This is a genomic window from Bradyrhizobium sp. Rc3b, from assembly GCF_900114915.1.
Classification (GTDB): Bacteria; Pseudomonadota; Alphaproteobacteria; order Rhizobiales; family Xanthobacteraceae; genus Bradyrhizobium.
Map to the genome: position 1 here is coordinate 33,642 of NZ_FOUS01000009.1, position 15,033 is coordinate 48,674.

The following is a 15,033-nucleotide window of genomic DNA, read 5'->3' on the forward strand; positions in this document are numbered from 1 at the left end:
ACGTACAAACGTTGCGGGCGTGCTTGGTTCCTGAGTGCTCGAGAGGGAGCTATCTCACGACATTTCCCGATACGCCCGCGCCGAGGTCGACGGCAATCTGATCCTCCTTGCCATTGCACTTGGGATGACCGAAACCCGACGGGCTTTTGCCGTCCGGACCGATGTCGTAGATAATCGCATCTTTCATGTTCGGGCTGACGCCGGCCGGAACGTGATCGAGGCCGAGGAAGTGGCGCACGCGCCAGGCCACATTGTGATCCGCACAGGAGCTGTCGCCACTGACGCCGAGCGCGCCGGCGATGCCGTTTCCGTCGTAGAGCGCCAGCCCGCCTCCGAACACGATCGTGCCGCCGACCGGCTTGCCAACCATCGGATCATGAGCGGTGCCGAATTCGTCCGGTGTGCCCGCGTAAATGACCTCAGGAGACGGCGGGTTACCGAGAGCCGCACCGAACAAGAAGCCGCCGGGCTGGGCGCCCGCATAGAGATTGGCGGTCGCCATCGCCTTGTCCTTCAGGCTGAAGGCGTTCGCCGTGTTGGCCTTTTCGGCGGCGATGGCGCGGCTGCCGAGCCATTGCTCGTCGACCTTGCTGCCGCTATAGGCGACGGCACAGACCACGCCTTGCCGGTTCACGACAGCAGCCCACTCGTTGTTGTCGAGGCCGCCATTGCTGGGACCGCCGCCGGGCTTGACGCTCTTCTTCAAGATGTCCGCGAGCTGATCATGGTCGACCGGACACGACATTCCTGTGCGCGGCTGATCTTGCGCGCTTCCGCCTTGCAGCGTCGCAAGGGCGGCCGCGATGATAACGGTCGCTCGGACGGTTGGTTTGCCCATATGGCCTCCACGCGATGGTCGAGAGTCAGCTGGCGAACGTTGCATCACAGCTGCGGTTCCTATGTTCGCCCTGAGTCCATGATTCAGCCGGCGTGCCGGGCCACCGGCATGGAGGAGCGCGCAGGAATCGTGATGAGCCACCGATAGGCGAAGAACAGCGCAGCGCCGGTGTAGAGCATCCCCATGGGCACCCACATCAAAATGCCCGCGAGCTGCTGATCCTCCAGGGGAGACAAGTCGAACTCGCCGGCAAGCGCGCCTTGGCCCGGAATCCATGTGCGCGTCGACAGCGTCAACAGCGCTCCGAGCACACCGGAATGAAGGACAGTGACGAACAGGCAAGCGATCGCGATGCCGTCCCGCAGCCGCAGGCTGCGTCCGACGCCGCGGCCATGGAAAAGCACCCACCAGAACAACAGCGCGGTGGCAAAGAAGCTGATGTGCTGAAGGCGGTGAATAGCAGTACTTTCCAGCGCCCTTGCATAGAGCGGCGGCGCATGCCAAGCCCAGAGCGCCAAACCATGCAGGGCCGTCGCGCTGACAGGATGGCTGACGGCAGCCCAGGGCTTGGCTACCATTGGCCAATTCAGGAAGCGACCTGCAGCCGGACGCAGCGAGGCGGGCAAGCTCCACATCACCGGCCCGTTGATCCGCGCGTAGGCCATCAGCGGCGCGCCGACCACCATCAGCAATTCGTGCTCGATCATATGCGCGGTGAACAGGCGCTCGCCGAGCCAATGCAGCGGCGAGGTGAGGGCGAGCGCGACGATCAGCCAGCCGGTCCAGAAGGCGCCGACCTGACGGAAGCTGACGCCGCGGCCGCCGCCGGCATGGCGCCAGAGCCGTTGTGTGCCGATGTAGAAGGAAATACCGACGACGTAGAGCGGCGCCAGGAGCCAGGGATCGGAGCTCCAGAGCGAGCCTGTGTCGACCTCGGAGATGCCGTGCGCTGACGCAGGCGTTGCCAGCAGGCCGAGCAGTATTGCCAAGAGGCTCAGCGCAGGCATGGGCTGATCAACAGCGAGGCCGCGAGCTGGTCCGCGATGACCAGCGCGAACAGAACGCCGGAGCCGACGCCGAGCCAGGCCATGAACGTCCGGGGGCCACCGCCATGCGCATCGCTCCATTCCGCACCGGCGCCACGACGGACGGCACGGGCGGATATCGCGGTGCCGGCCAGGGCGATGCCGGCGAGCACCGCGCTCATGATCGCACCGCTGAACCTGGTCGACTCGCACGAGAAATGCGCGAGCGTGTAGATCCCCTGCAGGTTGATACCCCAAGCCAAGGGGCCGAGCGCGACGCCGGCCCAATAAAGCAGTTTCGTATGTCGTTCCGTATCGGTCATAGGCGTGGTACCCAGTCGAGCAGCGCGTAGAGCGGCAGCCAGGCCAGCACGACGAAGTTCCAGTAAAACACGTTGTCGGTGACGTCGCTGAACTTGCGTGGCTTCGCGTGCCGCGTGAACATCAGCACCGTCAGCACCACGGTGTCGCCGAGATCGGTGACGAGATGTGTCGTGTGCAGCCCGAGGATCAGCCAGACGATCGATCCGTAGGCGGAATTGTCCCAGCGCGTGTTGAGATGGGCGAATTCGAACCCGCGCAACACCAGCAGGGCGATACCGATCAGCGACATCACGATCAAGCCTGTGCGTACCCTGGCAAGATCCTGCCGGTGCGCCGCGCGGTTGGTCATCTCGTTGGGGATGATACTGAGGAGATAGACGATGACCTCGGCCGTGCCCGGCCAGAGATCGGGCGGGGGAGCGCCAATCGGCCAGTTGGGGTTGACGGCGTAGAGATAAAGATAGGCACCGATGGCGAGGGCGAACCCCATGCCCTCCAGCGCCATGAAGCCCATGGCGCCCCACCACGGACCGCTTCGGGGACCGTAACCATAGGTCGGCAAGTCGCCGACATTGCGGACGATGGTCTGCCTCACTCCTCGTCCTCCTTGTGGCCGGCGGGCCAGAACCAGCCGATCAAGGCGACCGCCATTGGTGGGGTGCCCCACAGCACGGCCCACGGCGTAAAGATCGAGCCGATGAAGAAGACGGTCGTCGCGATGGCTGTCAGCAGAGGCCAGATGCTCGGTTCGGGAGACGCCTCGCGGACCTGCGGCTCTGCTTCGGCGAGCGACGTCAGCAGCACCTCACGGCGTTCCACACTCAGACCTGCGACCACCGGCATGCTCTCAGTGTCGAACCACAGGGGATCGCGATGCTTGACGACAGGAATGCGGTCAAAATTCTGCGGCGGCGGGGGTGAGGATGTCGCCCATTCCAGAGTCGAAGCATCCCAGGGATTGTCTCCCGCCAGCGTGCCGCTGCGAAGACTCTGGATCACGTTGACGAGCAGCAGCGCGAAGCTGAGCGCGAATATGAGGGCGCCGCCGCTGGAGAGTAGGTTCAAATGCGCCCAGTCCATATCCGCGGTGTAAGTGTAGACGCGCCGCGGCATCCCGATCAGTCCGAGGATGTGCATCGGGAAAAATGCGACGTTGAAGCCGACAAAGGCGAGCCAGAAATTCCAGCGTCCCAGCCTCTCGCTGAGCATCCGGCCGGAGATCTTAGGAAACCAATAATAAACGGCCCCGATCAGCGGGAAGACGGCGCCGCCGATTAGGACATAATGGAAGTGGGCGACGACGAAATAGGTGTCATGCACCTGGGTGTCGATCGGTACCGAGGCGACCATCACGCCCGACAATCCACCCATGACGAAGATCAATATGAATCCGATCACGAACAGAAGCGGCGTGCGGTAGACCGGGCGACCGTCCCAGAGCGTGGCCAGCCAGCAGAAGATCTGCAGGCCGCTGGGCACCGCGATCAGCATGCTGGAAGCCGTGAACAGGCCGGCGCCGAGCTGCGGCAAGCCCGTGACAAACATGTGGTGGACCCACAGGCCGAACGACAGGAAGCCCGTTGCGATCAGCGAGAGGATGACGACAGGGTAGCCGACTACGGGACGTCGGGCAAACGTTGCGAGGATCGCCGAGACCATGCCGGTGCCGGGGATGAAGATGATGTAGACCTCGGGATGGCCGAAAAACCAGAACAGATGCTGCCAGAGCAGGGGATGCCCGCCCGACGAGGAATCGTAAAAGCGCGTGTTGACGAGGCGGTCGAGGATCAGCGAGGTCGATGCGACCATGATGGATGGCATGGCGAACATCACCAGGAAGCTGGTGACCAGCATCGCCCAGACGAAGAGGGGAATACGGTCGAGCGTCATGCCGGGCGCGCGCTGCTTGAAGACGGTCACGACGATCTCGACGGAGACCGCAAGCGCAGCCACTTCAGTGAAAGTGATCATTTGCGCCCAGACGTCGGGCCGTTTGGTCGGTGTGTACTGCAACGAGGACAGCGGGACATAGGCGAACCAGCCGACATCCGGCCCCACGTTAAGGGCGAATGACAACCAGAGGAAGCAGCCTCCGAACAAGAACATCCAGTAGCTGAAGGCGTTCAGACGTGGGAAAGCGATGTTCCGGGTTCCAACCATCAGCGGCACGAGGTAGACGGCGAAGGCCTCCATCACAGGCACGGCGAACAGGAACATCATCGTCGAGCCGTGCATGGTGAAGATCTGGTTGTACTTGTCCGCCGAGAGAAACGTGCTCTCGGGTTTGGCAAGTTGGACGCGCATGAGCACCGCGAGAATTCCGCCGAGCAGCAGAAATGCGAATGCCGTGACGATGTAGCGGCGTCCCACGACCTTATGATCTACCGACATCAGCGCGCCGGAAAAGCCGGATGGCGTGCGCCAGATGCTGTCCATGCGCGTCGAAAGCTGAAGGCCATTCAGCGAGTCATCACGCAACTCGCGTTGCTCGGCCACCATGCTCACTTGAGCTGCTCCAGATAATGAATGATCGCGATGAGCTCGCCCGACTGCAGCGGCATCCTCGGCATGTTGTTTCCGGGTTTGATGTGCTGCGGATCGGCAATCCAGGCGCCGAGGGCAGCCGAGGACATCGGCAGCGTTCCGGCTGCGACCGTCGTCCGGCTGCCGATATGCGTGAGATCTGGGCCGAGCTGGCCGCCGGCGAGCGTGCCGCGGATCGTATGGCAGAGCGCGCAGCCTCTTGCGCGAAACAGCTGCTCGCCCTGCTTGCCGAGCGGGTCGGTCGGGCTGGTGCCGCTCTGGTTTTCATGATCCCGCCAGCGCCCGTACTCATCGGGCAATAAAGCGAAGACGGCGAAGGCCATATGGGCGTGCTGAAGGCCGCAGAACTCAGCACACTGGCCGCGATAGACGCCGGCGTTTTTCGCGGTGAATTGAAGCTCGTTCTTCTGCCCTGTGATCAGATCCATCTTTCCGGTCAGGCTCGGCACCCAGAAGCTGTGGATCACGTCGGCGGATTCAAGCTCGACTTTCACCGGCTGGCCGGTCGGAATGCGGATTTCGTTCGCGGTCACGAAGCTCTGATGGGGGCTATCGTCCTCGTAACGAACTTCCCACCACCATTGATGCCCGATGATCTTGAGGGTGAGCGCATGCTCGTTCTTGGCGAACACGGTGCGCTGGCCAGCGTAGCTGACGATCGAGAGACCGAGCACGATGATGAGGGTGGCGAGCCCCAACCCGAAGACGACGTGACCACTGGTCCGTTCAAAGCCCTGGTGCAGCGCGAGGGGCTGGACGGCCGAGCGCTTTCGGCGCAGCAGGCCGACGCACAGCACGACGACGACTGCGGTCCAGACGACAGCTGCGACAATCAGGAAGATGAACAAAGTCTGGAGAATGTGGTTGGATTGAAGTCCCTGCGGATCGAGCGCCGACTGCCGGCCGGCGCAAGCGGCCAGCGGCAACGTCGCAAATGGCACCAGAGCCGTTCGCATCCGGACAGGCATCGATGTTCGCCGTGCTCCCTTGTTGGAGGGCGAACCGGTCAAACCTATGAAGGTTCCTATTGCAGCGAGGCGGCCGGTTTCTCGAGTCAGAAGGGCCAGCCCCTGGCTGCGATGAAGATTGCCCCGTCAGCCACGGCCATCAGGAGCAAGACAAGGACTATGGCAATCATCGCTCCGGGCTGGGCGATCGCGCGAAGGTCTTCGAACATATATCGTCCTCCGCGTTCGATCACCTTGCCATCAGCTTTTGTGGATCATCGCGGCGTTGCGTTGCTTCGATGTTACGGTCAAGCTGGGCGTTCGCTACGGCGCAAACTGCGAGCATGCTGCCGTGGTTCCTAAGCGCGGGAACGCGGCGGGGTGTCAGGAGAGTGCTGTGATCAGAATTGGGGTCATCTCGGAGACGCACGGGCTCCTACGGCCAGAGGTGGCGCATTGCCTTAACGGAGTCGCGCATATCATTCATGCCGGCGATATCGGTGCCGAGCAGGTGCTCGAAGGGCTTCGCAGGATTGCGCCTGTCACCGCGATTCGGGGGAATGTCGATATCGGCGATTGGGCGCGGGACTATCGGGATGCGGAGACCGTGCGTCTCTGCCGGTACGACTTCTACATCCTGCATGATCTGAACGAACTCGGGAGCAAACCTGCGCCTGAGGGCGCCGCTGCCGTGATTTGCGGTCATTCGCACCGGGCGAGCGTCAAGACGATTGACGGGGTTCTTTATCTCAACCCCGGGAGCGCCGGCCGCGACGCTTCAAGCTCCCGATCAGGCTTGCGACGCTCGATCTCGACGAGAGCGGCGAGCTTCGACCGATCGTGCACACGCTCGGTGGGTCCTAGCGGCGACATCGGGCGCTTGGACCAAGAGGTGTGACTTCAGGTCAGGAACGCTTGCGGTCGCCTTCCGTTATCGGCGTAAACTCCGGAGCCGCTCCCGGGCCGATCTGGCCCCCCTCATTTCGTCGACCGTGCCGGAGAACTCCGTCAAAAATTTCGGCAAGCAGGTGCCGATGCAGCGCGCCGGAAAGCCCTCCGAGCTTGCGGTAGGGGTATTTGCCCGACGAGCCAAGCTGGATTCGAAAAAACCGAGGGATGTCGCGGACGGCCGCCAATCCATTGATTCCATTGTCCCCGGTTACTGTGCATCGGGTTGTTTTCGCGCTTTTATTGCTGCAAGCCGATCGATAGGAACCGCACGGACAGGGAACGGTTGCTTCGAACCTGCCACACGAGGTTTCCCATGGACCTGAAAGACGCTTCCGCAATGACCGAAGCATCCGGCCTTTCTGATGATCCCAGCGTTGGAAACGCCTCGGCAGCAACCGGCGCCCGGAGAGCGGAAACGCCGCGGCATGGACCACCTGCGAAGGCAGCCACAGCGCTCATCGCCCAGCAACTGCGGGACATCGCCATGGCCGCACCGCTCCGGTCCCTGGCCGCGGCATTCGTGATCGGCGTTATGGTCGCGCGCCGACGCTAGGCATCCGATGCATCGTCGACTGCATCCTGTCGCTCGCCGGGCGGCGAACCGATGCGTCTTCGATCGGTAGATCGTTGTGCCACGACCGAGCAAGCCGAGTTAGGAACATCTCTCCCGGCGACATGTTTTCGAGGCAGTCAGGGAGAACAGCATGGATCAAAACGACCAGACCATCGTTCGGTCACGGCAGAACAGCGCAGTCGGCTGGATGGTCGGCGCAATCTTCGTCATCGCGGTCGTCGCGGCCGTCTTCTTCTACAATGGACGCGATGTCGGTCATCAGACCACCACTACGACTCCGAACAACGCCCCGAGCGTCACGACGGGCTCGACCTCATCCAGCAAGTGAACGCGCGCTACGCCGTTTCGAGACCCGAACTGAAAGACGAGGAAGAACTCCCTTGGGGACCGCGCCAGCAAGGGCGCCTTCCGCAATCAGTGAGAACGCTGTCACGATCTCGGCTGCAATGGGGCCGCTCCTCATAGCATCGGGTTGTGGATCGTCGTCCTGTACGGGGGAGCGCCAATACTGTTCTCGATCACGCAAGCCGCGCTCGCCGCGTTGATTCAGCGAAGGAACCTCGCGGACTTGTCGTGCTTATCAGCGGAGGAGGGATTCGCCCCGGCGAGTGAAAATACAGAGCTTCGGCAGCAGATGGCCCAGCGCATCGCTGGCGCAAACTGTCGAAGTGGTCGCGATTAGCCGATACTCAACCCACGATCCCCCACAGAGTTGCAGGAAGTCGTGGTGACCCAACCGGACCGAAAAGGAAATCGAGAAGCGCACCTATGAAATATGGGAGCGGAAAGGCAAACCTGAAGGCAGGCGACGAAGAATTCTGGCAGTTGGCGGACCAGGAGTTGCGAAATGAGGACAAGTCATAACTCCTCGGCACCCCAGACAGCCTGTAGAGAACAGCCTGTAGAGAGGAGAGCGCTTACCGAATGTCTCATTTCGCAGCAGCCGAAACCATATTGCTGTACTTTGTGCTGCCCCTTTGGCTATTGGCCGGCTTTGCTGATTACCTTTGCCATCGCGCTTCTCGGATTGAGATAACGAGCGGTTATAAGGAAACTCTGCTTCATCTATTGATGTTGATCGAGCTGGCGATACCTATGCTGGCGGCGATTTTTTTGGAGATTAACGCTCTTATTATCGCGACTATGATCGCGGGCTTTGTTACGCATCAGCTGACAGCCCTCTGGGACACAACATTCGCTAGCCATAAGCGGCTCATCACGCCCATCGAACAGCAGGTCCATAGTTTTCTTGAACTGATGCCCCTCATGGCGATGGTCATCGTAATTATCTTGAACTGGCCGCAATTCCTTAGCCTCTGGGGGATGGGGTCTGAGCCCGCACGCTACGAACTCGTCTTGAAGCGAGAGCCATTACCCTGGACCTACGTGGCTGCATTCTTATTCGCAGTCCTGCTGTTTGAAGTCCTTCCCTATATGGAGGAATTCGCTCGAGGTTTGCGATCGCGGAACAGGGCTTAGCTCCGAACGCGGAGGACCATCAATGAAGGTTGCTGTCATCGGAGGAACAGGACTATTGGGATCCGCGATCGTGGCTTACCTATCCTCGCGCGGCCATTCAATTGTTTCTATGAGTAGAAGCGTGGATTTTGGGGGTCCGAGTGCTATCTCGGTCGACCTTAACCAGGCAACGTCTCCGTCTTATTGGCTGCCCCACCTCGATGGCGTAGAGGCCGTAGTGAATTGCGCCGGGGTACTCCAAGATAGCCCAAAGGATTCCACGTCAATGGTCCATCATCAGGGCATTGCGAATCTTTTTGCCGCCTGTGAGCAACTCAAAATCCGCCGCGTCATCCATTTCTCCGCAATCGGGGTAGACCGGCAAACTCCCAGCGCGTTTTCAGAAACCAAATTATCTGGCGACAAGGCCCTGATGGGCCGTGACCTCGACTGGATCATCTTGCGACCGTCTGTCGTGATCGGTCGGGCGGCCTATGGGGCCAGCGCGCTCATGCGGGGCCTGGCAGCCCTTCCGGCTTTGCCGGTGATGCCGAACACGGGACAGCTCCAGATCGTCCTGCTTGAGGACGTCGTGCAAACCGTGCAGCATTTTCTGGAGCCCGGTGCGCCCACACGGACAATTGTCGAACTGGTCGGCCCGCATCTCCATTCTTTCCCCGAAGTCATCGCACTGATCCGCCGTTGGTACCGTTGGCCTCCGGCGCACGAGATCCGCTTGCCGAACTTTGCTTCAAGCGTGATGTACAAGTTCGGTGACATTCTATCGCTTTTGGGCTGGCGGCCTCCCGTACGGAGCACTGCCGAGCGGGAGATTAGGCGAGGCGCGGTCGGCGATGTTGGAGACATGCGGCGGCTTGGGCTGCATCCAAAAGGGCTTCCGGAGTTCTTCGCCTCCGAACCAGCTTCAGTGCAGGAACGCTGGTTTGCGCGGATGTACTTGCTTAAACCAGCGATATTTATCGTGTTGTCTCTATTCTGGATCTCGACCGCCTTTGTCTCGCTGGGGCCGGGCTGGGGCTACGGTCTGGGTCTCATGGGCGAGGGCGGTGTCGAAGGAACGAGTGCGGCGCTCACGGTGATCGCCGGCGCATTATCCGATCTGCTGATTGGACTCGCGATTGCCTATCGACCAACCAGCCGGTACGGGCTCTATGCCGCCATCGCGATCTCCTTCACTTACGCGATCATCGGGACCATCCTTGTGCCGCGCCTATGGGCCGATCCTCTGGGGCCGATGTTGAAAATCTGGCCGATTATCGTCCTGCATTTCGCCGCGCTAGCTGTTCTTGAAGATCGATGATGCTGTACTTCGTTCTCAAATACTTACATATCGTCGGCGCTGCGGTCTTACTTGGCACAGGATCCGGCATTGCGTTTTTCATGCTTGCAGCTCACCTCGGCGGAAAGCCCTCCGTCATCGCGGGCGTCGCCCGAATTGTCGTGATTGCGGATTTTATCTTCACAGCCACCGCTGTCGTTGCACAGCCCGTCACAGGCTCGCTGCTTGTGCTGCACGTCGGCTACTCCTTCTGGGAAGGATGGATCATTTGGTCGATCGTGCTGTATCTCATCACGGGGGCACTATGGCTGCCCGTTGTTTGGATGCAAATCCGCCTGAGGGATCTTGCCTCAATCGCAGCGGCAAAAGGCTCGCCTTTGCCGCCTGAATATCACCGAATGTTTTGGCTGTGGTTCGCCTTCGGCATTCCAGCGTTCACTGCCGTAGCCGCTATACTCTGGCTGATGATAGCCAAACCCCAACCTGCGGTTTTTTGAAAGATGGGAGCAATTGCCGAGCTAGACTCAGGATTTCGGTTTTTCTATGCCAATTTGCTGCAGCCGCCGCGACACGCGCAGACCTGGCACTGGGGCATCACGACCATTGGGCCGCCCGACAACACGGCTGCCGACGAGGGACTCACCCGGTTTTTCTCGACATTCGCCAGCTTCTTGATCGCGAGGAATAGAGCCGCGCGGCAGCGGCGCTAGCGTGTTGATCGCAATGCCTATCGAGGGGGAGGGGAGGCGGTAGGAACCTACGCGGCCGCGAAGGCTTGGCACCTCACCAAGGGTCCGGTCGAGGTACAGGATGAGCGAGGCACCGAAGTGTGCGACACGCCTCTCGAACCAGCAACCACGTGCGAAGATGACCTTTGCTGCGGGAGGCAACGGTTTACCCGACCCAAAGCTCTTAGCTCGAAGCGGACGATGTTTGGGCCAAATCGCCGGCCAGCCATTGTCCCGCGACGTACCCGATCTCCGTGAGATATTGTTTCTTCAGTCCGGGATCGTGGACGCTCCCATGCGCGCCCGCCGCCACCCTGTTGGTGGCCGAACCGAACAGCGGATCCATCGCGCGAAACACGATCCACATCAGACAGTCTTCGATGAGATCGAATGGCTTGCCGGTCACGTGCGCTTTCAGATGCGTGACCAGTCGCTGAGTTTCTGGCAGCGTCGGCTTCAATGCGTTCAGCCGCGCATCAAGCAAAATCTTGTCGGCATCGTAGGTGGGGCCGGGTTCCATGGCGATCAGATAGTGGCCGGAAGTCAGGTTGGGCGCATGGGCGGTGTTCGAGAAGCTTCGTGGCCTCGTCATCACATCTCTGACGGCGCTGGCGCGCCGCTACGCCGCACCATCCGCCCACGAAAGGCCAACACCGAAGCATTGCGCCGATTCCGGGCAGACGATGATGTGACGATTCAGCCAACAAAAGAGTCCATAGGAGAGGCGGCGTACGCCCGGCGGCAAAGCGTCGGGTTGGCTGTTCGAGGCTCTCATGCTTGGTCGTAGCGGCGATGCGCGAGGGCTGCTGCCGCACGCTTCTCGTAGTAGGGCATTCCCAACCGACGTGCCGCCTCGTAGGTCTGAATGAAGCAGTCCTCCGCGTCTGGCGCATCGCCGGCACTCCGCAGCGTCTCGGCTAACTCGAAAAGGGCTTCCGTCTTGTGTCCGTACTCTTCGTCGGCCTGGTCGACGGCCTTGCGTCCGACACGGATTGCATCTTCCAGCCTTCCGATGGTGCGATAGGCGACACCCAGGCCGATCCGCATGAAGGTCCTGCCGTAGGTGCCGGCTGCGTCGTAGATGCGGTCGTCGAAGCCCCTTTCGAGCAGTGCCGCAGCCTCGAAGGCTTTGCCATTGCGCGCGAGCGCGCTACCGAGCACTCCGGTGCACATGGCCAGCGTAGTCGGCACCTTGTAGGTCAAGCAGTGCTGCACAGCCGCGCGGAGCAAAGCTTCCGCCTTGTCGAGCTCCCCTTCCTCGATCCAGATCTGCCCCTGGACAGTGTCGATCAGTACACGTGAGTACGGGTGGTTGACGTTCGATAGAATTTCATAGGCCTTCGCGCAAGTTTTGTGCCCACCTCCGCGATCGCCGAGACGCCACAGCGTGCTGGCATAGAACGAGTACACGCTGATGATCGGGATGGCAGCCCATCCGGGTGGGACAGAGTGCTCGGCCAATTCGGGCTCGTAGTCGGCGAGCACGATACTGGCTTCCGCGGCTGCCTCGGTATACCGCCCGAGCGCGTGAAAGTTCATCAGGCGTGTCTGATGCGCCCCCATCATCATGTGGCGCCGTTGCGCAAGGCGGGCGGCGTCCAGCCCTCGTGAAGCGTGTTGCAGACTTTGGTTGAAGCGCCCGCGCATCCAGAGAAACAACGCCGTTTGGTTCGAAACCGATGCGCGTGCGGGTTGGTCGTTCAGTTGGGCCGCGATGGCTTCGGCGCGCTCCATGTTCTTGAAGATCTCGTCGATCTGCCCGAGCGCCATCATGGCGCCGATGGCTTCCAGCCGAAGCGCAAGTTCCAGGGCTTGTGCCGTCGACTCGTCCCCGGCGTGACGGGATGCTTCAACGCCCATCTCGAACAGTTGCAGGGCCTCCTGATTGGCTGAGCGCGAGATGGCGCGCACCATCGACCTGACCGCGAATCTTGCGGCATGCTCCCATTCCTCGCCCTTGAAGGCGTGATGAGCAAGCGCTGGCGCGGCATCCGCGTCGCCAGCACCTGGTTGCGAATGCAAGACCAGAAAGGCCTGTCGGTGCAGCGCCTTGAGGCGGCCGCGGGTAAGGGTTCCGAGCACGACATCCCGCACCAGTGCGTGACGGAACAGGAACGCGCACGACTTGGATGAACTGCGCTCTTGATCGGGTGTCGTCAGCAACCCGGATGAGAAGCAAAGACCTAGCAATTCTTCCGCACGCGCAAGATTCACCCCCTGCATGTCCGCGATCAGTTCCCGCGTGACGGGGTCACCCAGAACGCTGGCGGCCTCCAGTGCCGACTTCGCGGCGTCCGGCAGCCTGTCGACCCGCGCACTGATCACGGCGGCGATGGAGCCCGGGACCCGCAACTCTCCGAGAGGCCTTCGCAAACGGTATGCGCCCGGGATCCCTTCGAGCGATCCGTCATCGATCAACGTGATGACCAGTTGCTCCAGAAAGAAGGGATTGCCGTCGGCACGACGGATCAGCTCGCTGGTCACGTCGCGCGCGGAAGGATCATCGCCGAGCAAAGCACGGGCGAGGATGAGCATCTCGCCGTCTCGCAGGGGGCCGACCAGATGTTCTGCGAACCACGGAGCCTTTCCCCATTCATGCTGGAAATCCGGCCGATAGCTGACACAGACCAAGATCCGAAGCCCCTGGAGCTTGGGAAGCAAAGCCTCGAACAGCCGCTGGCTTTCGCGATCGGCCAGGAAGACATCCTCGAGCACCAGCACGAAAAGGCCTGCCTGCAGACGACGGCGGACGAGCCACAGCAGGGCGTCGCCGATGCGGCGCCGCCTTTGTGACGGATTCAGTGCCAGCCATGCTTCTGCTGGCGCTTCCAGTCCGAGCAGGTCACTCACCGCGGCCAGATGCTCTGCACCTTCGGCGGGCCACTTCGCGACCAGGGCCTGCATCGCAATTTGCTTCACTTCGGTCACGCCAGTTCGGGGCAGGCCGATCATGCTCGCGATCAGGTCGGCGGCGGTGCTGTAAGCTCTCGAGCTCGCATATCCCCAAGCCTGGGTGATGCAAACGTCCACACCCTGGGTCAAGAGCGCGCCCGTCCAGTCGGCGATCAGTCGGGACTTCCCGATCCCCGCATCGCCTCGTAGTGCGATCAAGCACATCTCGCCCTTTTGAGCCGTCGCGACGGCCCCCTCCAACACCTGCAATGAACCTTCGCGTCCGACGAGAGGCGCCCATCGCTGCTTTCTCGTCAAAGGCGCGGCCGCCGAACTTTCGGTTCCGACTACGATTTCATGGAGCTCGATCCGGGCAGCCAATCCTCGTACAGTGCGCTCCCCGACTGGCCGCGTGTCGATCTGCTGCGCTACCAGGCGTTGCGTCGAGGCGCTAATCAGTATGCCGCCCGGGGGCGCCAACTTCTCCAGCCGCGACGCGATGTGGATGGTCTTGCCGTCCGCCCCGTAGTGTGACCACTGGTACTGCCCGACGATGCCTACCAGCACCTCACCGGAGTTGATGCCGATGCGAATCTTGGGGCTGGGGACGCCGCGCGCTTCGTAGCCGGGAATGGTGGCCCGCTGCATCTTGAGCCCAGCCATGCAGGCCCGCAAGGCATGATCTTCCTGCGCCAACGGAGCACCGAATAACGCAACAAGACCGTCCCCGAGCAATTGGCTGATGGTGCCTCCAAAGGTTTCGACCGCGTCGACGAGTTGGTCGAGTGCCTTGCCGAGGTATTCCCGAGCCTCTTCCGGGTCTACATGCTGCAACAGGGAGGTCGAGTCGCACACGTCGACGAACAGGGCGCTCACCTGCTTGTTCTCCGTCAACATCTGCGCTGTCCGCGACCTGGAGCGATGCTGTCGTCGAAGAGATGACTGATCGCGAGCCGATCCGCCGGGAGGTGGGAGCGGAGAAGGCTTTTCGGCGGTACCTTTGAGGCTGGCGCCGCATTGCGGGCAGTACCGGTGCTTGCGGGCGACGCTGGTTGAGCAAACGGGACACGTGGTCATGGCTGGGCATACTCATCGAGGGCTTCAACGAAAAAACGGAGGCGCATGGGCGTGATCATCGTTTCCTCCAGGAGATTCTCGGTCGTGTGGTCTTCTATTGGCTGTTCATCGGCAGCCTAGGCATCAGAGCGCAATCACGGAATCTCTCAACGTTCCCCGATGCTCAAAAGAGATGATGCATTTCGGACTTCGCGAGAGCGAACCTGCACAGGGCGCAATAGCGGGAGAGCCCAGCGCGTTTTCGTTCGACGAAATTCGAGCCGTTTAACTTTCAATAGATTACGAACATTCTCCGATGCCCATAAATGTAAGCGGACCAAGAAATATAGCCCGTCTACCTTTCGTGCGGATCGAGCACAAGCGCTGCTGTTGAAC

The 15,033-nt window shown here is 61.3% G+C and carries 14 protein-coding genes and 2 pseudogenes; 8 read left to right on the forward strand and 8 right to left on the reverse strand.

The features are described from left to right. Positions 1–49 precede the first annotated feature (49 nt). The 6 genes from BM190_RS21520 to coxB all read right to left on the reverse strand — a co-directional run bounded on the left by BM190_RS21520 (position 50) and on the right by coxB (position 5,579). Positions 50–838: a GlcG/HbpS family heme-binding protein gene (locus tag BM190_RS21520; RefSeq protein WP_092258761.1), complete on the reverse strand. Its 789-nt coding sequence runs from the start codon at positions 836–838 to the stop codon at positions 50–52. Between the two features lie 83 nt (positions 839–921). After that, complete coding sequence (locus BM190_RS21525) at positions 922–1,845, reverse strand: cytochrome c oxidase assembly protein (RefSeq protein ID WP_092258765.1); 924 nt, start codon at positions 1,843–1,845, stop codon at positions 922–924. After that, complete coding sequence (locus BM190_RS21530) at positions 1,833–2,186, reverse strand: hypothetical protein (RefSeq protein ID WP_092258769.1); 354 nt, start codon at positions 2,184–2,186, stop codon at positions 1,833–1,835. Before BM190_RS21530 ends, BM190_RS21525 begins: the two co-directional genes overlap by 13 nt. Further along, the gene (locus tag BM190_RS21535) at positions 2,183–2,782 is read right to left on the reverse strand and encodes a cytochrome c oxidase subunit 3 (RefSeq protein ID WP_092258772.1); all 600 of its coding nucleotides are present in this window, start codon (positions 2,780–2,782) and stop codon (positions 2,183–2,185) included. Before BM190_RS21535 ends, BM190_RS21530 begins: the two co-directional genes overlap by 4 nt. After that, positions 2,779–4,686 carry a cytochrome c oxidase subunit I gene (gene ctaD / locus BM190_RS21540; protein ID WP_177237235.1) on the reverse strand — a complete coding sequence of 636 codons (1,908 nt, stop codon included), beginning with the start codon at positions 4,684–4,686 and terminating at the stop codon, positions 2,779–2,781. Before ctaD ends, BM190_RS21535 begins: the two co-directional genes overlap by 4 nt. Before the next feature lie 2 nt (positions 4,687–4,688). After that, complete coding sequence (gene coxB, locus BM190_RS21545; RefSeq protein ID WP_244550693.1) at positions 4,689–5,579, reverse strand: cytochrome c oxidase subunit II; 891 nt, start codon at positions 5,577–5,579, stop codon at positions 4,689–4,691. A gap of 496 nt (positions 5,580–6,075) precedes the next feature. Here coxB and BM190_RS21550 point away from each other — a divergent pair. From BM190_RS21550 to BM190_RS21585, 8 genes and pseudogenes are all read left to right on the forward strand, one after another. After that, positions 6,076–6,542 (forward strand): annotated as a pseudogene (locus BM190_RS21550) (metallophosphoesterase family protein). 87 nt (positions 6,543–6,629) lie between these two features. Continuing rightward, a pseudogene (locus tag BM190_RS41180) lies at positions 6,630–6,745 on the forward strand (NAD(P)-dependent oxidoreductase); the annotation flags it as partial. A gap of 197 nt (positions 6,746–6,942) precedes the next feature. Then, positions 6,943–7,182: a hypothetical protein gene (locus BM190_RS21555; RefSeq protein WP_092258783.1), complete on the forward strand. Its 240-nt coding sequence runs from the start codon at positions 6,943–6,945 to the stop codon at positions 7,180–7,182. A gap of 151 nt (positions 7,183–7,333) precedes the next feature. After that, positions 7,334–7,531, forward strand: coding sequence for a hypothetical protein (locus tag BM190_RS21560; RefSeq protein ID WP_092258786.1), 198 nt, complete (start codon positions 7,334–7,336; stop codon positions 7,529–7,531). 445 nt (positions 7,532–7,976) lie between these two features. Then, the gene (locus BM190_RS21570) at positions 7,977–8,054 is read left to right on the forward strand and encodes a hypothetical protein (RefSeq protein WP_244550709.1); all 78 of its coding nucleotides are present in this window, start codon (positions 7,977–7,979) and stop codon (positions 8,052–8,054) included. 73 nt (positions 8,055–8,127) lie between these two features. Further along, complete coding sequence (locus BM190_RS21575) at positions 8,128–8,682, forward strand: hypothetical protein (protein WP_092258792.1); 555 nt, start codon at positions 8,128–8,130, stop codon at positions 8,680–8,682. A gap of 22 nt (positions 8,683–8,704) precedes the next feature. Continuing rightward, positions 8,705–9,982 carry an SDR family oxidoreductase gene (locus BM190_RS21580; protein ID WP_092258796.1) on the forward strand — a complete coding sequence of 426 codons (1,278 nt, stop codon included), beginning with the start codon at positions 8,705–8,707 and terminating at the stop codon, positions 9,980–9,982. Continuing rightward, entirely contained in the window at positions 9,982–10,458 is a 477-nt protein-coding gene (locus tag BM190_RS21585) for a DUF2269 family protein (protein ID WP_092259296.1), read from the forward strand. The genes BM190_RS21580 and BM190_RS21585 overlap by 1 nt, the downstream gene beginning before the upstream one ends. Positions 10,459–10,873: 415 nt before the next feature. Here BM190_RS21585 and BM190_RS21590 read toward each other — a convergent pair whose 3' ends face one another. Together BM190_RS21590 and BM190_RS21595 are read right to left on the reverse strand one after the other, a co-directional pair. After that, complete coding sequence (locus BM190_RS21590) at positions 10,874–11,281, reverse strand: cytochrome P450 family protein (RefSeq protein ID WP_092258800.1); 408 nt, start codon at positions 11,279–11,281, stop codon at positions 10,874–10,876. Between the two features lie 179 nt (positions 11,282–11,460). Continuing rightward, a complete protein-coding gene (locus tag BM190_RS21595; protein WP_244550694.1) occupies positions 11,461–14,478 on the reverse strand; it encodes an adenylate/guanylate cyclase domain-containing protein in 3,018 nt (1,005 codons plus the stop codon). Positions 14,479–15,033 lie beyond the last annotated feature (555 nt).